Raw genomic sequence first — 17,408 nt, 5'->3', positions numbered from 1 at the left:
TGGGTTATGTGCATCCCACTCCTTTCATGTTTATACAACACAGTCGTATTTGCGAGCGGCGTTGACAGTCATACACCCTATAAGGCCACCAGCTAATATGTACAGCAAAGAGTTCTTCGATTGGTTACAGTGAGCCAAAAGTAGACCTGCAACAGCGCCAAGGCCCGCACTTTGTAGCTGCTCACTGGAGGGTTTGCCATGTAGTACTGTAGAGACTAAATGCTCACAGTTATTGGCTAACACCCCATATTTTCTAGCTTTCTTGATCAATTGTTCTGCTTGGCTAAACAGTTCGTTTTTTTTCTCTTCACTTAAATGACTCAAAACAACTTTTACTGGTTTGCCATTTGCGTAATCTTCTAAGGCACAAATTTCTACATTGCCATCTGGCGAGTTGTGGAGTACTCGTCCCTTACCCAGGTAGATTCCGGCATGCTCTACCAGCAGCTTTGAACGATAAAGTAGATCACCAATACTAAGATTATTCTTCATAAATTTTCCTTACTGATTTAAAGTATGTGTATTCTCAATTTGTATTTAAATGCGTAAAACGTATATGGATGCATTTAACTTATACCTATGCACTTAATTGATCAAGTGTTATTTAGTTATTGGTGGTAAAAATGCAAGACAAAATGGTTTCTTACTCATCGATTCTGGGTGTGGTCGTCGCGAATAAACGCAAAGAACTAAGCATAGAGCAGAGCGTATTAGCTGAAAAAATGGGGCTCTCACAAGCTAGCTATAGTCGTTTGGAATCAGGAAAGTCAACGTTCTCTGTTGATCAGATGTTTGAATGTGCTAAAGCTCTTGGTATTGCTCCAGATGAACTTTTTAATTCGGTCGTGAATACAGTTAATAATCTCAAGGAAAGTGAACAAGTGTCTGTTCAAGCCCAACTCAGAGGTAACGCAACGAAAGCGAAGTCTGAAGGGAGCAATGTAGGTACTTTCATAGCGGGAGCGGCCTTGGCAGCATTAATAGTTGGATTGGCTGGTAAGTCCAAATAAACGTAACGAATATCAATGTAACTGATTGTATATCTTGGTATATTGCCGAAATTAAAAGCCAAAATGGTTAGGGTCTATAGTGCTCCCAAGTTATCAAGATTTAATGAAGCCAGTGTTAGAGGCTGCGAAGAATGAAGAAGTTAAGCTCAGCAACGTTGTAGATTTGCTAGCGGAGCAATTTAATCTGTCAGAAGACGAGAGAACGGAGTTGCTTCCTAGTGGCCGACAAGCGGCATTCACGAACCGAGTTGGATGGGCCAAAACCTATCTAGCGAAAGCTGGGCTTTTGGGTTCTACAAGGCGCGGTCATTTCAGGATAACAGATTTGGGGGAAGAAGCTTTAAACAGTGGCGAAGAGATAAATAACCAATACCTTAAACGTTTTGACGACTTTAACGCGTTTACTAAGCAAAAGAACGGTGATTCAGACAACGTTGAAGAAGCAATTGTGTCTGACAATGATGCGACACCAGATGAAGTACTCAGAGCTGCTTACAAACAGATTAACGACGCGTTAGCCTCAGACATCCTGTCTCGAACTCGTAAAGTGTCTCCAGCCTTCTTTGAGCAATTGCTTATCGATCTACTATTAGCTATGGGCTATGGCGGAAGTGATGAGGGTATGGCTCATACACTAGGAAAGAGTGGTGATAACGGTGTTGATGGCGTGATTAATCAAGATCCGTTAGGTGTTGACCAGGTATACATCCAGGCCAAGCGTTATGCTGACGGTAACAATGTTGGTGCAGGTGAAATCAGGGACTTCTTTGGTGCGCTTAATCTGAAGAAAGCACAAAAAGGTATTTTCATTACCACATCCGAATTTACCTCATCAGCTATTCAGACAGCAAAAGACCTAGGCATGCGCATAGTGCTTATCAATGGTAAAGAGTTGGCTAAGCTGATGCTGCGCTACAACATTGGTAGCCGAGATGAGCAGGTTTTGCATATCAAGCGGATTGATGAAGATTTTTTTGAAGGTTAGAGATGGTTAGGTTTGGAGTGTAAAAAGTATGGACAAAAAATCGTTCTCGGAAAGAGATATATGCACTAAGTACATTACACCTTCGATAGAAAAAGCGGAATGGAAGCAACATCAGTTTCGTGAAGAGGTAAATCTTACTGATGGGCGCGTAATGGTTCGTGGCAAACTTGCAGCACGAATAAAGAACCCTGAAAAGAAAGGTGGTCCTATGCGAGCTGATTACGTTTTGTACGCCAAACCAAACTTGCCGATAGCTGTTATTGAAGCTAAAAAAAATTCTTATTCAGTGGGGCATGGCATGCAACAGGCCCTCATTTATGCCGAGATGCTTGATGCTCCATTTGCGATAAGTAGTAATGGAGATGCTTGATGCTCCATTTGCGATAAGTAGTAATGGTGATGCTTTTTTACTCCATGATCGTACGGGATTAACACTACCTGTAGTACGCGAGCTAACCTTGGATGAGTTTCCAACGTTAGACCAACTTTGGCCTATCTATCAGCAGTGGAAAGGTATTGAAACGACGCAAGCTCAAAAGATAATCGAACAGCCGTACTATACGGACGGCACCGGTAAGGAACCTAGGTACTATCAACGTGTAGCAATCAATCGCACTCTAGAAGCTATTGCTAAAGAACAATCACGTATTCTGTTAGTTATGGCAACTGGTACAGGAAAAACTTACACCGCATTTCAGATTATTTGGCGTCTTTGGAAAGCTAAGGCAAAAAAACGGATCTTGTTTTTAGCTGATAGGAATATCCTTGTTGACCAAACTATGCAGCAAGATTTTGCTCCTTTTGGCGAGTTCATGCATAAGGTAACAAACAGACAAGCTAAGAAAAGCTATGAGATCTACTTGGCCCTATATCAGGCCGTCACAGGGAAAGAAGATTGGAAGCAAATCTACAAGCAGTTTCCAAGAGACTTTTTCGACTTAGTTGTAATAGATGAGTGTCACCGAGGTAGCGTTCGAGAAGACTCTGCTTGGCATGAGATCCTTAAGTACTTTGACAGTGCTACTCACATCGGTTTGACAGCTACACCTAAAGAAGTAAAACCAGTCGACGGGCAGATCATCAATCCTGAATTTAACTTTAAGTATTTTGGTGAACCAATTTATACCTATTCGTTAAAACAGGGTATAGAAGATGGTTTTCTGGCTCCTTACAAAGTGATTCGTATTGCATCTAATGTTGACGCCCTCGGTTACACACCTGAGAAAGGCAAGACAGACAAATATGGTCAGGAAGTAGAGCAAAGGCAGTACAACACAAAAGATTTTGATCGGAATCTAGTGCTTGAGAAAAGAACCCGATTTGTAGCCCGAAAGGTATGGGAATATTTAAGCTCAACTGACCCCATGGCCAAAACCATCATCTTCTGTGACGAGCAAGATCATGCAGAAAGAATGAGGCAAGAGTTGGTGAAGCTTATTCCAGCGGCAGCAAGCAACAGACGTTATGTCATGCGTATTACGGGTGATGATAATGAAGGTAAAGCCCAACTTTCCTATTTTATTGATAATGATGAGCCTTACCCCGTCATCGCTACAACATCAAAGTTACTAACCACAGGCGTCGATGCGAAAACGTGCAAGCTAATTGTTCTTGATCAGAACATAAACTCTATGACTGAGTTTAAACAAATCATAGGGCGAGGAACTCGATTAAGAGAAGATTATAACAAACTCTACTTTACCATTATGGACTTTAAAGGGGCGACTAGGCTTTTTTCTGATCCTGAGTTCGATGGCGAGCCAGTAATTGTGTATGAACCAGAACCGGATGAGCCAGTGGTTCCGCCAGAAGATCTTCCACCGATAGAAGATGATGGTGATGGACCAGAACCAGACTTCCCAGGTCCTCCAGAAGACCCTGGCGATCCGAAAGAGCCTCGTAAGAAGTTCGTAATTGACGATGTTGATGTAGATTTAGCTGCAGAAAGGTCACAGTATCTAGATACTGATGGAAAGCTCATTATTGAAGACTACCGAGTGCTTCTCAAAGACCAAATAGAGCAGTCAGTCAAAGAGAATTTTGGTACACTTTCTGACTTTTTAAAACGTTGGAATGATAGCGATCGAAAGCAGGCGATTGTTGAACAGTTGGCGGAGCACGGAATCAAACTAGAATTGTTGCAGCAAGCGATTCCTAACGGTGACGAGTTGGATGTGTTCGATTTGGTCGCTCATGTCGCCTTCAACCAAAAACCATTGACGCGAAAAGAGCGCGCCAACAATGTGAAAAAGCGTGATGTGTTTGGTAAATACGGTGAACAAGCAAAGTTAGTGCTTGAGGCTTTAGTTGATAAGTTTGCCCAACATGGCGTTCAAGATATTGAAAATCCGAAAATATTAGAGCTTCCACCGTTTGACCAGCTTGGCAGTAAGACTCAGATCCGACGACACATATTTGGTGGGCTCGATAAGTACCAACAAGCAATAAAAGAGCTTGAGAACGAATTGTACCGTGATGATTTAACTGCATAGTCATCGTGGATTTAACAGAGAAGTAAGATGAATTTAAGTAGCACAGTAAAAAGCATCCAAGACATCATGCGAAAAGATGATGGGGTTGATGGAGACGCGCAGCGTTTAGGACAACTAACTTGGATGTTGTTCCTTAAGGTTTTCGACCAGCGAGAAGAAGAGTGGGAAGACGATGCTGAAGAAGCAGGAAAAACCTACAAGTCACCGATTCCTGAACAGTACCGTTGGCGGAACTGGGCTGCGTTCAAAGTTGATGCACAAGGCAAGAAACAACCGCAAATCGCTGGCAGTGAACTCACTAACTTTGTCAACAATAGGCTTTTCCCAGCACTGAAAGATGGCATAGATGCTAATGCCGGCAAGCAATACAAAGTTATTAAGCAAGTTTTTGAAGATGCTAATAACTATATGAAATCTGGCCCATTGATGCTGGCTATTATAGAAAAGCTTGAAGACTCAATTAACTTTCATGACTTCAAAACACGCGCCAATATTGGTGATGTATACGAGCAATTACTCAACGATCTTCGTGGTGCGGGTAATGCTGGTGAGTTCTACACCCCCCGCGCTATCACTCAATTTATGGCGCAAATGGTGAATCCTCGTCTAGATAAGAGGGAAACAGTACTAGATCCTGCATGTGGTACTGGTGGTTTCCTTACTGCTGCAATAGACCATTTCCGAACGCAGGTGAGCAAAAAATCGAGCGCAGAAGATAAAAAAGCGATTGAAGAACTGATTTTTGGGTTTGAGAAAAAGCAGTTACCTCACCTTTTGTGTACGACTAACATGCTATTGCATGACATTGATGTACCTAGTCAAATTGATCACCGTAACACCCTTGCTAAAGGGTGGAATGAATGGTCTGCCAATGATAAGCATGATTGCATTATTACTAATCCACCGTTTGGCGGCTATGAAGATGATGGTGTTGGCTCTGATTATCCAGCAGATCTACGTACTCGTGAAACTGCAGACATGTTCATGGCTTTGATGATTAAAAAGCTACTTAAGGACAATGGCCGAGCTGCAGTTGTGCTACCTGATGGGGTAATGTTTGGCGATGGCATAAAAGGAAAGCTCAAAGAGTTGCTACTCCGTGAATGTAATTTACATACCATTATTCGCCTTCCTAAAGGCGTATTTGCTCCGTATACCACAATCAAAACCAATTTACTGTTCTTCACACGTAAAGGCCAGGTTGCCGACGGCAGTGATGAGTTTGCGACAAGTGATATTTGGTTTTACGAGCACCCGTATCCAAAAGGCTATAAGAGTTACTCAAAAACAAAGCCTATCCGTATCGAAGAGTTTGAAGCGGAAAAAGCATGGTGGGGAAGTGAAGAGAACGACTTTAGTGAGCGTGTAGAGAATGAGTTTGCCTGGAAGATCGACTTCAAGGCTAAGCGCGAAGACGCAATTGCTGCAGCACAACCTCAATGGGACAAGGCCGAACAACTAAATAATCAAGCAAGTGAGCTAGAAAGCCAGATTCGCTCATTGAGAGAAAGCCTTAAGGGTACAAAAGACTCAGACAACCGCGAGAGAGTAAACACTCAGATATCAGAGCTGCAAGCCAAAGCAGAGCCATTACGTATTCAAGCAAAAGATGCTCAATTCGCTGGTGACCGTTTGTATTGGCCGATCTATAACTTAGATATACCAAACCCTAATGCACCAGAAGAAGAAAGCCATGATCCCGATGTCTTACTAGAAAAGTACAAAAAGCTACTAGGTGAGATAGAAGAAGTCGAAAACGCCCTTAAAAGTGAATTGGGTGCTGCATTAGCTCATCAGTTCAAAGATGAAGGAATAGCTTAATGGATGCTAAACAGTTTTTAGCTGAGTTTGGGCATATAGCCAATGCGCCTGACGGCGTGAAGCGGTTAAGGGAGCTGATTCTGCACTTGGCTGTTTCTGGATATTTGATTTCATTTGAAAGCTCATTAGATGCTTCGCCATTGCTTGAATCTATTAATAGGAAGAAAGGTGAACATACTGACAAAAAGAAAGTGATTGCACAGCAATCGCCTCCGTCAAGAGCTATTCATAGAATTCCTGCCCATTGGGCTATATGTCGATTGGGTGATCTTGCCCTGACGATAACTGGTGGGGGAACCCCCTCGAAAAGTAATCCAAGTTATTGGGGGGGAAATATCCCTTGGGCAAGTGTTAAGGACCTAAAAGACTTTAAATACTTGGATAATACTCAAGATCACATTACTGAAGATGGGCTTAAAAATAGTTCGTCTAATCTAATACCAGCCGGACGTGTAATCGTTTGTACTCGTATGGGATTAGGGAAAGTGTTGGTAAATCGAGTACCAGTTGCCATCAATCAGGATTTGAAGGCTTTGGAATTACCCAAAGAGGTCAATACAGATTTCTTTATAATTCTGTATAAGACTCGCGAAGTCAATGGAACCGGTATGACAGTTTCAGGGATTAAACAAGCTAAGCTTTTAGCTCTTCCTGCGGCCTTACCTCCGCTGGAGGAGCAATCTCGCATTGTCGCTAAAGTCGATGAGTTGATGGCTTTATGTGACAAATTAGAAGAGCAACAAAAACGAAAACGTCAACTGCAAAACCACTTGCGCCAATCCACCTTGCAAGCCGTCGCCGTCAGCCAAAGCCCACATGAGCTGCAAGACAGCTGGCTACGCCTGCAAGCTAACTTCGACCAACTGTTTTCCGCGCCGGATGATGTGGATGATGCGATTGCTGAAATCAAAAACCTTGCTGTTCGTGGTCTTCTCTCACCTGCTGTCCACGCAAAGCCAGACCTGGAAAAAATAAAGGCAGATTGCACAGAAAGACGTGACGAATATATTGAAAATGGCCTAATGCGTCGGCAAAAAGTAGTGGGAATGACGGATGTTGAAACAGCTTATCCAGAGCATTGGGAATTAACTGCTTTTGATGACATCGCCATAGTAATTGGCGGCGTGACGAAGGGAAGAAACCTTCAAGGAAAGAAAACGGTTATTTGCCCATATTTAGCAGTTGCAAATGTTCAGCGTGGTTATTTCAAGCTGGACACACTTAAAACCATTGAAATCGTCGCAACGGAATTACCCAAGTATCTTGTTGAAGAAGGCGATCTTTTAATTACCGAAGGCGGTGATTGGGACAAAGTCGGTCGCACAGCGATTTGGCGCAAAAAAGCAGATAACGTCCTCCATCAGAATCATGTATTCAAAGCGAGAGTGCCAAGTGCTCTGATAAAAAATGAGTGGGCAGAATTGGTTCTTAACTCGGGCATTGGTAGAGACTATTTTGCGGGTGCTTCTAAGCAAACAACAAACCTTGCATCTATCAACATGACACAACTTCGTAGCTTCCCGTTTCCAATTCCTCCATTGGAAGAACAGGAAAATATCCTTGCTGCATTTTCATCGATATCTGCTGAATGCATTGAGTGGCGAAAGTTACTAGAGAAAAAGCAAAACCTATCGGCATCGCTGGCTGGTGCAACAGTTTCCACTCTTACCGGCCACGCTATCGAACAAGAAGAGGAACCTATGAAAGCCCCACAAACTGAACTGGTGGCACCAGTGCGTTTAGGCACACCACCCGATGTAAAAGCACAAGCTCCACTGGCCACTATCCTGGCTCGCCATAGTGGCGAGATGAGCGCCAAAGATTTATGGCAGCGCTTTGGTGGTGAGATAGATGCCTTTTACGCGCAGTTAAAAACCGAAGTCGCCCACGGCTGGCTTTTAGAGCCCTCAGTGCTAATTCTCAAAGATGGTTTAGATGTAGAAAAAACCATCGATGAAGATGGAGCCAAGTTAATTCAGATCATTAAAAAACTCGGTGGTCTGGTTTATGAGGATGATTTATTTAACCAATCAGGCCTAGAGCGAGTGACTTTCGAAAAACAGCTAAAACTAGAGATGAAAAACGGTTGGATTATAAAACGCTCAGTAGCTGAGGCTAGAGCACTTCAGGAAATCTAAGGAATATAGTGGAATGCAATTAAAAAAATTAAAGATTCAAGCATTTCGTAACCTGCGTAATCTTGAAGTGAATTTTGCCAGCGAGTTGGAGCCGGTTTCGAGCAGACCCGCCGTTCCAGCAAGCAATACACCTGCAAAACGCATTCGCAGTCATGCGCTGATTGGCCAGAATGGCACCGGCAAATCCAATTTAATCGAAGCACTGATTACCCTGTTTCGCGATGTCGATCTCGACCGAGAAGCGTCTTTTGATTACACATTGGAATACGAAATTCGTGGTCACATAGTGCGTATTCAGGCAGATACTGCCAAACAGAAGCGCCCTTACGTTTGGGTAGATGGTGATCGTGTTAGCCAAGAGTATCTGATTAAAAATGACCCGCCGGACAAAGTCCCGCAAGATAAGCGTCGCGGTCCACGGCTGTTACCAACACATATATTTGCCTATTACTCTGGCCGCAATGAGCGCATCGAACAGTTATTTCAGGAGCACCAGCGCCGATTTAACAAACGTCAGGAAATCACCACCGACGAAGTTTTGTCTGAAGACCTGCTGGACAATTTCACCGCCTCCGATGCTGATATTCGCGCAATAGAAGACGCCAAACGCCGCCGCGAGTCCAGATTAAAACAAGTAGGCGATGACCGTCTGCGCCGCCTGTTTTATTGTCGTGGCGGTCACAGCCAATTGGTGTTGCTTGCCTGTTTACTCTCGGATGACCCGGTATTTAAAAAGGTACTAAACAACCTGCATATCGAATCTTTAGAGTCAGCGCTATTTGTACTGAAAGAACCCCACCGCCTGCGTGAAAAACGCCGCAGCGGTAAGTTCGATGAAATGGAAATCAACGAAGGCGACCCGCGTTTTTGGTATGCCCGTGGCAATGTAGTCAGCGAGTTTCTAGATAAACTCTGGCAAGTGGCCTGGGCGCCCATTGAGCAGGAAGTCAGTAAACAAATTGATTTTCGTGGCCGCACAGAAAAACAAAAGCAGCTGTATTTGTATGTACCCAACAAAGAAAAGCTTAGAGAGCTCGGTGAATTGGTCGGCGGCCCCGACAGCTTCTTCCGTTACGCCGAAGGTGCTTACATTGGCGATTTGATTGATGAAGTAAGAATAACCGTAAAGAAACGCGATGAACACGGTGGTAAAGTGAGTTTTACTCAGCTATCCGAAGGTGAGCTACAAATGCTAACTGTTCTTGGGCTCATGCGAATAACCAGCGAAGATCATTGCCTTTTTCTTCTTGATGAACCAGACACTCACCTAAATCCAATTTGGAAACTTCGCTATTTTGATGACATCGAAAACGTCCTTAAGCCTCGTAGTGAAAATGCTATTCAAGGCGAATCACAGATCCTGATTACTACTCATGATCCAATGATGGTGGGGTCACTCAAAAAGGAACAAGTCCATATCATTCGCAAAAATGGCTTGAAAACTCTTGTTGAACAACCAAATGAACATCCTCAAGGGATGGGCGTCACAGGTTTGCTTAAGAGTGAATTATTTGGCTTGTCTTCGACCTTAGATAGTGAAACTGAACGTAGGTTATTTAAACGCAATGCTCTTTTTGCTATAGATAATAAAACAGTAGAACAAGAAGCTGAATTAAAAAGGTTAAGTGATGAATTAGCTGATCTAGGTTTTGCGACGTCAGATTTCAAAGACCCCTTTTATGCAATGTTTGTAAGAAAGATGGCTAAACATACTAAATTTCATAAACCTGACTTGTCGGCTGAAGAGCTTGCAGAACAAGATGCTATTGCTGATGATATTATCAACAAAATATTAAGTGAGGCTGATTAAGTATGCGCTTCATTAACTTTACAGGTAAGACTCCTCATAACACACCAGCTGACCCTGAATTTCCGGACTGGACACCATGGACTGAAGTTAAATGGCAAGAATGGTTAAATCAGTCAAATGATCACCTAGAAGCTATTGAGGCGTTACATGAAAGCGGTGATATAGCTGCGCGCAATAAATACATCGACGACCATTCATCACACTGGGGTAAATTGAAACTATGGCTAAAAGTTTTATCCAAAGGTAAGTGTTGGTTTTCAGAAGTAAAGGAGCTCTACTCACACTACGATGTGGAGCATTTTCGCCCGAAAAAGGAAGCTAAAAGTATTGATAAAACGGTACGCGATGGCTATTGGTGGCTAGCATTTGATTACACTAACTATAGGTTATGTGGAAATGTGGGTAATCGGAAGAAAGGAGGTTGGTTTCCGTTAAAAGATGGTTCTCTATACTCGACATATGAAAATCAACGTGAAGAATCTGAAGATGCTTTCCTATTGGATCCGACTATCCAGTATGACACTGACCTCATTGCTTTCGATGAAACTGGGAACGCTATCCCTGTTCCTACAGCTTCAGACTGGGAAAAGTTACGAGTTGAACAAACAATCGTTCGTCTAAAGCTCAATGAGCACGCAGATTTAGCTGAAGCAAGAAGAAAGGTTTGGCAAAAAGTTTGTTTCGAGATTGAACAATATCAAAAATTTAAGTCTAGATGTCGTCAAGGGGGGAACCCAGGGGCGCTACAGAAAGTTGAAACGCACTGTGAGAACATCCGAAAACTAACTTCTCATGACTCTGAATTATCATCCGTTGCTAAATGGTGTGTTCTTTTCAGAGAGGATGCGCAGCTAGCGCGTTTAGTTGCTTAATACGAGAAAGGCTGAAAATCAATGAAGTTAATCGCCAACGGTATAAATAAATGTTACCTATCATCTTACTTGCCTAAAATTGAAGATGAAGTTGACGGCGTGCTCGCAGCAATTGCATATGGTGATGACACTGATACATTGTTGAAAAATTGTATTGATAATAAGTATCGGCTTGATATTTGGATGCGTTACGATCATACCGTTCCTGTTCAACCAAGGCTACTTACGCAGTTACTAAAAAACATAAAGAACAATATTTTTTGTCAGCTAATCCCGGATGTTCTTCACGCTAAAATCATTTGGTGGCAAGGCTATGGTGCTTACATCGGCTCAGCTAACCTTTCAAACAGAGCTTGGTGGACAAATATTGAAACGGGAATGTTCTTTACGGAAGAAGATCTTGTTTCAAATAATATGGTCGTACAGCTAGAAAGTTACTTTGATGAGCTGAAAGAGTTGGAGGAGTCAGTTCCTCTTTCACAAGACATCATTGATGAACAGCTCACACTTCTTAAAGATAGAAAAAAGGCGGGTCTTGATCAGTTTGATGACAAAACTCGAAAAGGGAGAAAAATCCCAGAGTTCAATGGAGTTAGTGATTGCACCAAATCAAATACTGTTGATAAGAGAAAAGAAAACTTCAGGAAAGAGTGGCAATCTGCCATTTCCAAAATTGACAATATAGCCTCACAGATTAATGATTTTCGTCCTGATTGGGTTTCAGAGGATATTCCGGCATATTGGCAAGTCGACCAGTTTTTACACGCATACTACTATAACGAAGTAAAACAAAAAAATGGTACTTATCCTTATGAAGAGTTTCATTCAAAGCATGAAAAAGATCCAAATGCAGCGTTAATGAATGCCTTGGCTTGGTGGAAAAAGCACCCTGCAGCCCCATCGCACGAAGATGATACATTTTATAATACAGCTCCAAAGCTACGTGAACTACTTGCTAAAGATAGAATACTTAATCTGTCTATAGATGAAGTAGAAGAAATATGTTGGTGTACTCATGCAACTAAAGACCATGTGATAAAAATGAGCACAGCAATATTAGGCCGACCTGAAGTCAAGACACTTTCGCGCGATGAAAGAGTACCGCTATACGCGCGTTGGTTGATGAATCAGCGAAATAAGAAAGGACAAGATATCAGACAGATCTTGTTCAATATCTTGTATGTTGGAAAGTCTGATGAGATTTGGGAAAGAATCTATGCAGCGAGTAAAACAGACGAACTTTGGATACCTCACTATGGGATAAACTCAATTGCTGAAGTTGTGGGTTGGGCTCAACCGGAAACCACACCACCAAGGAATGGAAGAACCAATAAATCATTGCGAGCACTGGGTTATCCGGTGAAGATAAACTTCTAGTCGTCAGTGCCAATTATAGTAAATGCATAAGGTAATACCTTAGGTAATACTCATTGGGTTAAAATATTAATAATTAATATAAAATCAATAGGTTATGCGTTAGAGTCTGCTGTCTCCCTCCCGCCATATTCCAGAAAGCCTAGCAGCAATGCTAGGCTTTTGTCGTTTTGGGCGAAAATTATTCTTTTACCGGCATAGCGTTACCCAAAATCTACGGTCAACAGCAGTCTATTCTCTCGTGCAGAAACCATTGGTGAGCGGTGTACTAATGCTGTCTCTTCATTACCAATCCACGCTCCGCCTTTTAACAGTGCGACGTCACCACACGATAACTGTTGAACGTCACTTTCATCTTGGTATAAGCCGGATAGGTGGTCAGGTTGTCCGTAGCTGCCATGTCCAAGCTTAGAGCGATCAAGAACATGGTTAGGTAGCCATTGTGTTGCTGTGCCATGGAAAGTGGTAACCAATCGGCAAGGGACACGATCGACATGAAAGCGTGGGCACATAGCACTGTTTAATGTTGCTAGGCGTACACCAGCATCTTTGAGATCGAATAAGCAACAGAACATATCAACTAGCTCAGCAATGTTCTGAACTAAAGTTGGGGGTAAGTCGTCGAGTGATTTTTGTAATTCTTGATAAGCACTTTCAGAAGAGACATTCACTGACTTACTGAAATCCGGGTTATTTGAAATAAACTCTTCGATGGCTTGTGTCAGTTCCTTACTGAAAGCACGCTCCCAAACCACCATATTCAGATTGTCTTGATATATATCTGTAAGCACTGTTGGCAATTTCCCTTTGCTGAACGAAGGTGTATTTCTCGTTTCGGTATCAGCAGCAAATAGTTCAGTAGTCTCAGTGTTCATGGTGTGATCCCCGGTGTCTAAATTGGTTAACGCTATATAACATTTCACAGCATCAATAATAGTTGATATTTGAAATGTTATATCATAACAACTATGACAATCAAAATGCAGCGACTAAACAACGCTGGGATAACTTTTCCAGTTTGACAGTAGATAGGTGACCTCAAGCACAGATTTTCCCCTTACAGGGGCAAGAAGAGAATTTATCGAGATCAGATAGCAATAAATATGAGAACCTTAGCAAATTGCTGTAGTACAGGGATTTATTATGCATCATTTCAATATACGCGCTTTGGAGTATCTAAATGGGTTGTCTAAGTACGGCTCACTGCGCAAGGCGGCGAAAATGCTCAACGTAGACCCGGCAGCCATGAGTCGCATGTTAGGGCAACTTGAAGCTCAGGTTGAAATGAAAGTGTGGGAGCGCAATAACCGTCAATCGTATTTGACCGAGGCTGGTAATGAGCTGCTGAATCACTATCGCAACATTATACGCAGTGAAGCAGCAGTGCTTTCTCAACTAACGAAGTTGAAGAACTTAACGGGTGGTAGTGTCAGTATCGCAATCGGTGAGGGTTTCATTACTAATCTCGTTTCCAAGCCGATGGAAACCTTTATGACTCGTTACCCCGATATCAATTTATCGATTGAAATCGCTGGTGCGTTAGATGCAGTTAAACTACTTGAAGATCAGCAGATCGATTTCGCGATTACCTATGCAGCCGCGCCTCATCCTAAGCTGCATACTCATGTTGAGCGAAGTCATCCACTAGAGCTCATTGTTCCTAAAGGGCACCTCCTAACTTTGAAAGATGAACCGACAACACTGCAAGATCTGCAGGCTTTACCTCTCGCGCTGATCGATAACTCAACTGGTATGGGGAGGCTTGTTCATCATGCAGAGCAGGTGTCGCATGTGAGTCTTTCACCAAAGCTGCAGACTAACTCAGTGAGCGCCTTGAAAAACTTTGTATCAGCGGGATTAGGCGTTACTTTTATGCCGAAGCTAACGGTCTTGGAAGAGGTTGAATCGGGAGAGATTGAGATAGTGCCGACTGATCTTGAGATCTTATCTAAAGCTCGAGTGAAAGTGCAGTCACTAAAAGGTCGGGCATTGAGCCCTCAAGCGAGTACATTGCTTGATTTCCTAGTCGAAAACACCCACTTCCTTCGTAGCGATGCAAGTGGGCTGGTTCGATAATCGACGGGAATTAAGCAGATACGGTATCGTCGATGAACTGAACGTTTAGCTCTTCTGGGAGTTGACGATTATTGGTATAGATACGATCAAATCTATCTAGGGGAGCGACTTTTAGCGCAGCAAAACGACCCCATTTACTCGCGTCTGCTACTAGCCAGCATTCACGGCTGTTGTTGAGAATGGCTTTGGAAAGATCGGCCTCAACTTGTTCATGCTCCATCGCATAATGGCTCGTTGTGATAGAGCCGCAACCACAAATACCAATATCGGCTTCAAAATCGGAGAAGAAGTTAACCACGCTGCTGCCTACCATGTCTTGGTGTTCACGACGCAGTAAACCGCCTGCTAAATAGACCTCGATTTGCTCGTTCGCTTCTAAAATTCGCGCAACTTGCAGGTTATTAGTGATAACGCGTAGAGCGGGCTTTGCAAGCAGATACTGAGCGATTCGAGTCACGGTTGTGCCAATCCCCATCATCACAGTCGACCCTTCCGGTATCGCATTAGCCACCGCCATTGCGATGCTGTCTTTGACTTCGGACTCAACGCCAGTACGAAAGCGATAGCTGGTGTTGGTTAGTGCGGTCGGCAGGCTCACGCCACCATGTACACGTCTTGCTAATCCTTGTTCGCACAGTTGGTTTACATCACGTCGAATAGTTTGTGTGGTAACAGCAAACTGGTCAGCGAGATGGTCAATCTGAACATCTTGGTTGGATTTAAGAGTGGCAAGTATCTGCTTTTGGCGCTGGTTTAATTCCATACTGTTTCACTAAAATTGGTTCGGCATGTCGGTAATGATGTTGTCGACACCCATCTCATAGAATCCTTTCGCTTTCGATGGTTCATTGAGTGTCCATACTTTGAGGATTATACCCGATTCTTTTATCTCATCGGCGATGGAAATATCGAGTAGCTGGTGGTCGATATGGATACTATAAAGGTCTAAGTACAGAAGCGCGTTTAAACTGTCCTGAGACCACTGATCGCAGATAAAACCGCGTCTTACTTGAGGGTAATATGCTTTGCATTGAGCCAACACATCTTGGTTGAAGCTTGAAAACAACAATTTATCTAGCGGGTAATTAATACGTTCAACAGCCGCAAGCACCTCATCGGTTAGTGCTTGTGTTGTGTGTTGGTTGTAGACCTTTAATTCGAGGTTTAAGGTTACCCCAAGCTCCATACACTTGAGCATCGCTTCTTCCAAGGTAGGAATCGTAACCCCTTCGAATTCTTTACCAAACCAACTACCAGCATCTAAGGCTTGAATATCTGCGAGTGTCAGTTCGGATAATTTACCAGTGCCGTTAGTACAACGATCAACAGTTTCATCATGCATAACGACTGGGATTTTATCCGCAGTTAGCTGAGTATCAATCTCTACCCACTTGGCGCCTGCTTGGGCTGCTCGTTCAATACTTACCAATGTATTTTCTGGTGCTAAAAGTGCTGCACCGCGATGGCCTGTGATCATATCAATATCTAATTGTTCATTTGAAAGTTGAGTGAACATTATCTCTCTATCATTACAGATTTATTACTATCTATATGAAAGTTTAGCAACAAGATTTGCGTTTATGGGCAAGGTCATGTTTTATGTAATGTTCAAATAAACATTTTTATGTTCATATGAATGTAATAATTGAATCGCATACTCAACCAAAATTTAGCCTTCTATACTCAATTGAAGTTACACATCCAAAACAAAGGATTCAAAATGAAAAAGCTAATAGGAACAGTAATGACAGCCGCAGCGCTTCTTGTCGGTTGTGGTCAGGCAGATGAAGCAGCAACAGAAGCGAAGATTGAACCGATTGATATCAATATGAGCCTGGTGTTCACTCAGAATGAGCTTCTAACGCAAGAACTAGTGAAGGTGACGGACAAGATTCGTGAACGCACTGATGGCTCAGTTAACATTAAAGTTTTCCCTGGTGGCCAACTACCAGTTTATAAAGACAACCTAGAGCAGGTCGTAAATGGTGCTAACTGGATTGCCGTGGAAGACCTGACTTACCTTGGCGATTACGTTCCTGATTTTGCAGCCCTTGCGGGTCCTATGTTGTACAACTCTTACGATGAATACTTGGCAATGATGGACACAGACTATGTCGCAGGTCTTAAGCAGCAAGCTGAAGAGAAGGGCATTAAGGTATTAAACGCGGACTATATGTTTGGGTTCCGTCATATGATCACCAATAAAGAGATTGTTAACTCTTCAGACATGGCGGGGATGCGTATTCGTGTACCACAAAGCCAACTGTTTATTAGTACACTCTCTGCTATGGGCGCAGCGCCGGCTTCTCTTCCTTTCCCAGAAACATACGCTGGTGTTCAGCAAGGCGTTGTTGATGGTCTAGAAGGCTCTATCTTGACTATGTACTCGACGAAGATCTACGAAGTTGCTAAGAACATGTCGCTAACTAAGCACTTCCTTGGCTCTGTTGGCATCTACATTTCTCCAACGTTGTGGGATAAGTTCACGCCAGAACAGCAAGCCATTATCAACGAAGAGCTAGCAGCGGGTGTTGAATCTAACACTCAAGAACTGGTTAAACTTGATGAAGAATACAAGCAGAAGCTAGAAGAACTGGGTGTGACGTTTAATGAAGTGAACTCTGAAGAGTTTAACCAGCTGACGGCAGACGTTTACAACCAGTTCCCCACTTGGAGCGAAGGTGTTCACGCGACCATCATGAAAGAACTTGAGACGATTCGTGCGGCTCAATAACGATTAAAATTCCATTTGTTAACACTAGCGACTCAATAATTTTGGGTCGCTTGATTCCTGTTTGCTTGCAGCATTTATAGCGAGTAAATCTAGGAG

Annotated in this window: 13 protein-coding genes and 1 pseudogene; 10 read left to right on the top strand and 4 right to left on the bottom strand. The window is 42.9% G+C overall.

What is annotated here, in order from left to right:
- Window positions 1-30: 30 nt before the first annotated feature.
- On the bottom strand, window positions 31-492 hold the full coding sequence (locus VFDL14_RS19475; RefSeq protein WP_032549372.1) for a lecithin retinol acyltransferase family protein: 462 nt from the start codon (window positions 490-492) through the stop codon (window positions 31-33).
- Between the two features lie 131 nt (window positions 493-623).
- Here VFDL14_RS19475 and VFDL14_RS19480 point away from each other — a divergent pair, with 131 nt between their 5' ends.
- The 8 genes and pseudogenes from VFDL14_RS19480 to VFDL14_RS19520 all read left to right on the top strand — a co-directional run bounded on the left by VFDL14_RS19480 (window position 624) and on the right by VFDL14_RS19520 (window position 12,505).
- Complete coding sequence (locus VFDL14_RS19480; RefSeq protein WP_032549371.1) at window positions 624-1,010, top strand: helix-turn-helix domain-containing protein; 387 nt, start codon at window positions 624-626, stop codon at window positions 1,008-1,010.
- Window positions 1,011-1,089: 79 nt separating this feature from the next.
- A complete protein-coding gene (locus tag VFDL14_RS19485; protein ID WP_032549369.1) occupies window positions 1,090-1,995 on the top strand; it encodes a restriction endonuclease in 906 nt (301 codons plus the stop codon).
- Between the two features lie 28 nt (window positions 1,996-2,023).
- Window positions 2,024-4,487 (top strand): annotated as a pseudogene (hsdR, locus tag VFDL14_RS19495) (EcoAI/FtnUII family type I restriction enzme subunit R).
- Window positions 4,488-4,514: 27 nt separating this feature from the next.
- The gene (locus VFDL14_RS19500; protein WP_032549366.1) at window positions 4,515-6,308 is read left to right on the top strand and encodes an N-6 DNA methylase; all 1,794 of its coding nucleotides are present in this window, start codon (window positions 4,515-4,517) and stop codon (window positions 6,306-6,308) included.
- A complete protein-coding gene (locus VFDL14_RS19505; protein ID WP_084181810.1) occupies window positions 6,308-8,446 on the top strand; it encodes a restriction endonuclease subunit S in 2,139 nt (712 codons plus the stop codon). The genes VFDL14_RS19500 and VFDL14_RS19505 overlap by 1 nt, the downstream gene beginning before the upstream one ends.
- 13 nt (window positions 8,447-8,459) lie before the next feature.
- Window positions 8,460-10,256 carry an AAA family ATPase gene (locus VFDL14_RS19510; RefSeq protein ID WP_032549365.1) on the top strand — a complete coding sequence of 599 codons (1,797 nt, stop codon included), beginning with the start codon at window positions 8,460-8,462 and terminating at the stop codon, window positions 10,254-10,256.
- 2 nt (window positions 10,257-10,258) lie between these two features.
- Window positions 10,259-11,128, top strand: a complete 870-nt coding sequence (locus tag VFDL14_RS19515; RefSeq protein ID WP_032549363.1) for a hypothetical protein — start codon at window positions 10,259-10,261, stop codon at window positions 11,126-11,128.
- A gap of 21 nt (window positions 11,129-11,149) precedes the next feature.
- On the top strand, window positions 11,150-12,505 hold the full coding sequence (locus tag VFDL14_RS19520; protein ID WP_032549362.1) for a phospholipase D-like domain-containing protein: 1,356 nt from the start codon (window positions 11,150-11,152) through the stop codon (window positions 12,503-12,505).
- Window positions 12,506-12,705: 200 nt separating this feature from the next.
- Here VFDL14_RS19520 and VFDL14_RS19525 read toward each other — a convergent pair whose 3' ends face one another.
- Complete coding sequence (locus VFDL14_RS19525; RefSeq protein ID WP_032549360.1) at window positions 12,706-13,377, bottom strand: DUF1826 domain-containing protein; 672 nt, start codon at window positions 13,375-13,377, stop codon at window positions 12,706-12,708.
- Window positions 13,378-13,645: 268 nt separating this feature from the next.
- Between VFDL14_RS19525 and VFDL14_RS19530 the strand changes: the two genes are divergently transcribed.
- Window positions 13,646-14,578: a LysR family transcriptional regulator gene (locus VFDL14_RS19530; protein ID WP_032549358.1), complete on the top strand. Its 933-nt coding sequence runs from the start codon at window positions 13,646-13,648 to the stop codon at window positions 14,576-14,578.
- 10 nt (window positions 14,579-14,588) lie between these two features.
- Here VFDL14_RS19530 and VFDL14_RS19535 read toward each other — a convergent pair whose 3' ends face one another.
- Both VFDL14_RS19535 and VFDL14_RS19540 read right to left on the bottom strand, forming a co-directional pair.
- Window positions 14,589-15,341 carry a DeoR/GlpR family DNA-binding transcription regulator gene (locus VFDL14_RS19535; RefSeq protein WP_032549356.1) on the bottom strand — a complete coding sequence of 251 codons (753 nt, stop codon included), beginning with the start codon at window positions 15,339-15,341 and terminating at the stop codon, window positions 14,589-14,591.
- Between the two features lie 9 nt (window positions 15,342-15,350).
- Window positions 15,351-16,055, bottom strand: a complete 705-nt coding sequence (locus tag VFDL14_RS19540; protein ID WP_032549739.1) for a glycerophosphodiester phosphodiesterase family protein — start codon at window positions 16,053-16,055, stop codon at window positions 15,351-15,353.
- Between the two features lie 243 nt (window positions 16,056-16,298).
- Between VFDL14_RS19540 and dctP the strand changes: the two genes are divergently transcribed.
- On the top strand, window positions 16,299-17,312 hold the full coding sequence (gene dctP, locus VFDL14_RS19545; RefSeq protein WP_032549355.1) for a C4-dicarboxylate TRAP transporter substrate-binding protein: 1,014 nt from the start codon (window positions 16,299-16,301) through the stop codon (window positions 17,310-17,312).
- The last annotated feature ends 96 nt before the right edge of the window (window positions 17,313-17,408 follow it).

This window comes from Vibrio fortis (genome assembly GCF_000695685.1).
GTDB classification, from domain to species: domain Bacteria; phylum Pseudomonadota; class Gammaproteobacteria; order Enterobacterales; family Vibrionaceae; genus Vibrio; species Vibrio fortis_A.
This window is presented reverse-complemented; position numbering and strand designations above follow the sequence as displayed.

What these genes read in the sequence shown, in the direction of transcription:
- VFDL14_RS19535 (WP_032549356.1), bottom strand. Translation starts at nt 15,341, where the DNA reads ATGGAATTAAACCAGCGCCAAAAGCAGATACTTGCCACTCTTAAATCC.
- VFDL14_RS19500 (WP_032549366.1), top strand. Translation starts at nt 4,515, where the DNA reads ATGAATTTAAGTAGCACAGTAAAAAGCATCCAAGACATCATGCGAAAA.
- VFDL14_RS19505 (WP_084181810.1), top strand. Translation starts at nt 6,308, where the DNA reads ATGGATGCTAAACAGTTTTTAGCTGAGTTTGGGCATATAGCCAATGCG.
- VFDL14_RS19480 (WP_032549371.1), top strand. Translation starts at nt 624, where the DNA reads ATGCAAGACAAAATGGTTTCTTACTCATCGATTCTGGGTGTGGTCGTC.
- VFDL14_RS19510 (WP_032549365.1), top strand. Translation starts at nt 8,460, where the DNA reads ATGCAATTAAAAAAATTAAAGATTCAAGCATTTCGTAACCTGCGTAAT.
- VFDL14_RS19530 (WP_032549358.1), top strand. Translation starts at nt 13,646, where the DNA reads ATGCATCATTTCAATATACGCGCTTTGGAGTATCTAAATGGGTTGTCT.
- VFDL14_RS19540 (WP_032549739.1), bottom strand. Translation starts at nt 16,055, where the DNA reads ATGATCACAGGCCATCGCGGTGCAGCACTTTTAGCACCAGAAAATACA.
- VFDL14_RS19475 (WP_032549372.1), bottom strand. Translation starts at nt 492, where the DNA reads ATGAAGAATAATCTTAGTATTGGTGATCTACTTTATCGTTCAAAGCTG.
- VFDL14_RS19520 (WP_032549362.1), top strand. Translation starts at nt 11,150, where the DNA reads ATGAAGTTAATCGCCAACGGTATAAATAAATGTTACCTATCATCTTAC.
- VFDL14_RS19525 (WP_032549360.1), bottom strand. Translation starts at nt 13,377, where the DNA reads ATGAACACTGAGACTACTGAACTATTTGCTGCTGATACCGAAACGAGA.
- dctP (WP_032549355.1), top strand. Translation starts at nt 16,299, where the DNA reads ATGAAAAAGCTAATAGGAACAGTAATGACAGCCGCAGCGCTTCTTGTC.
- VFDL14_RS19515 (WP_032549363.1), top strand. Translation starts at nt 10,259, where the DNA reads ATGCGCTTCATTAACTTTACAGGTAAGACTCCTCATAACACACCAGCT.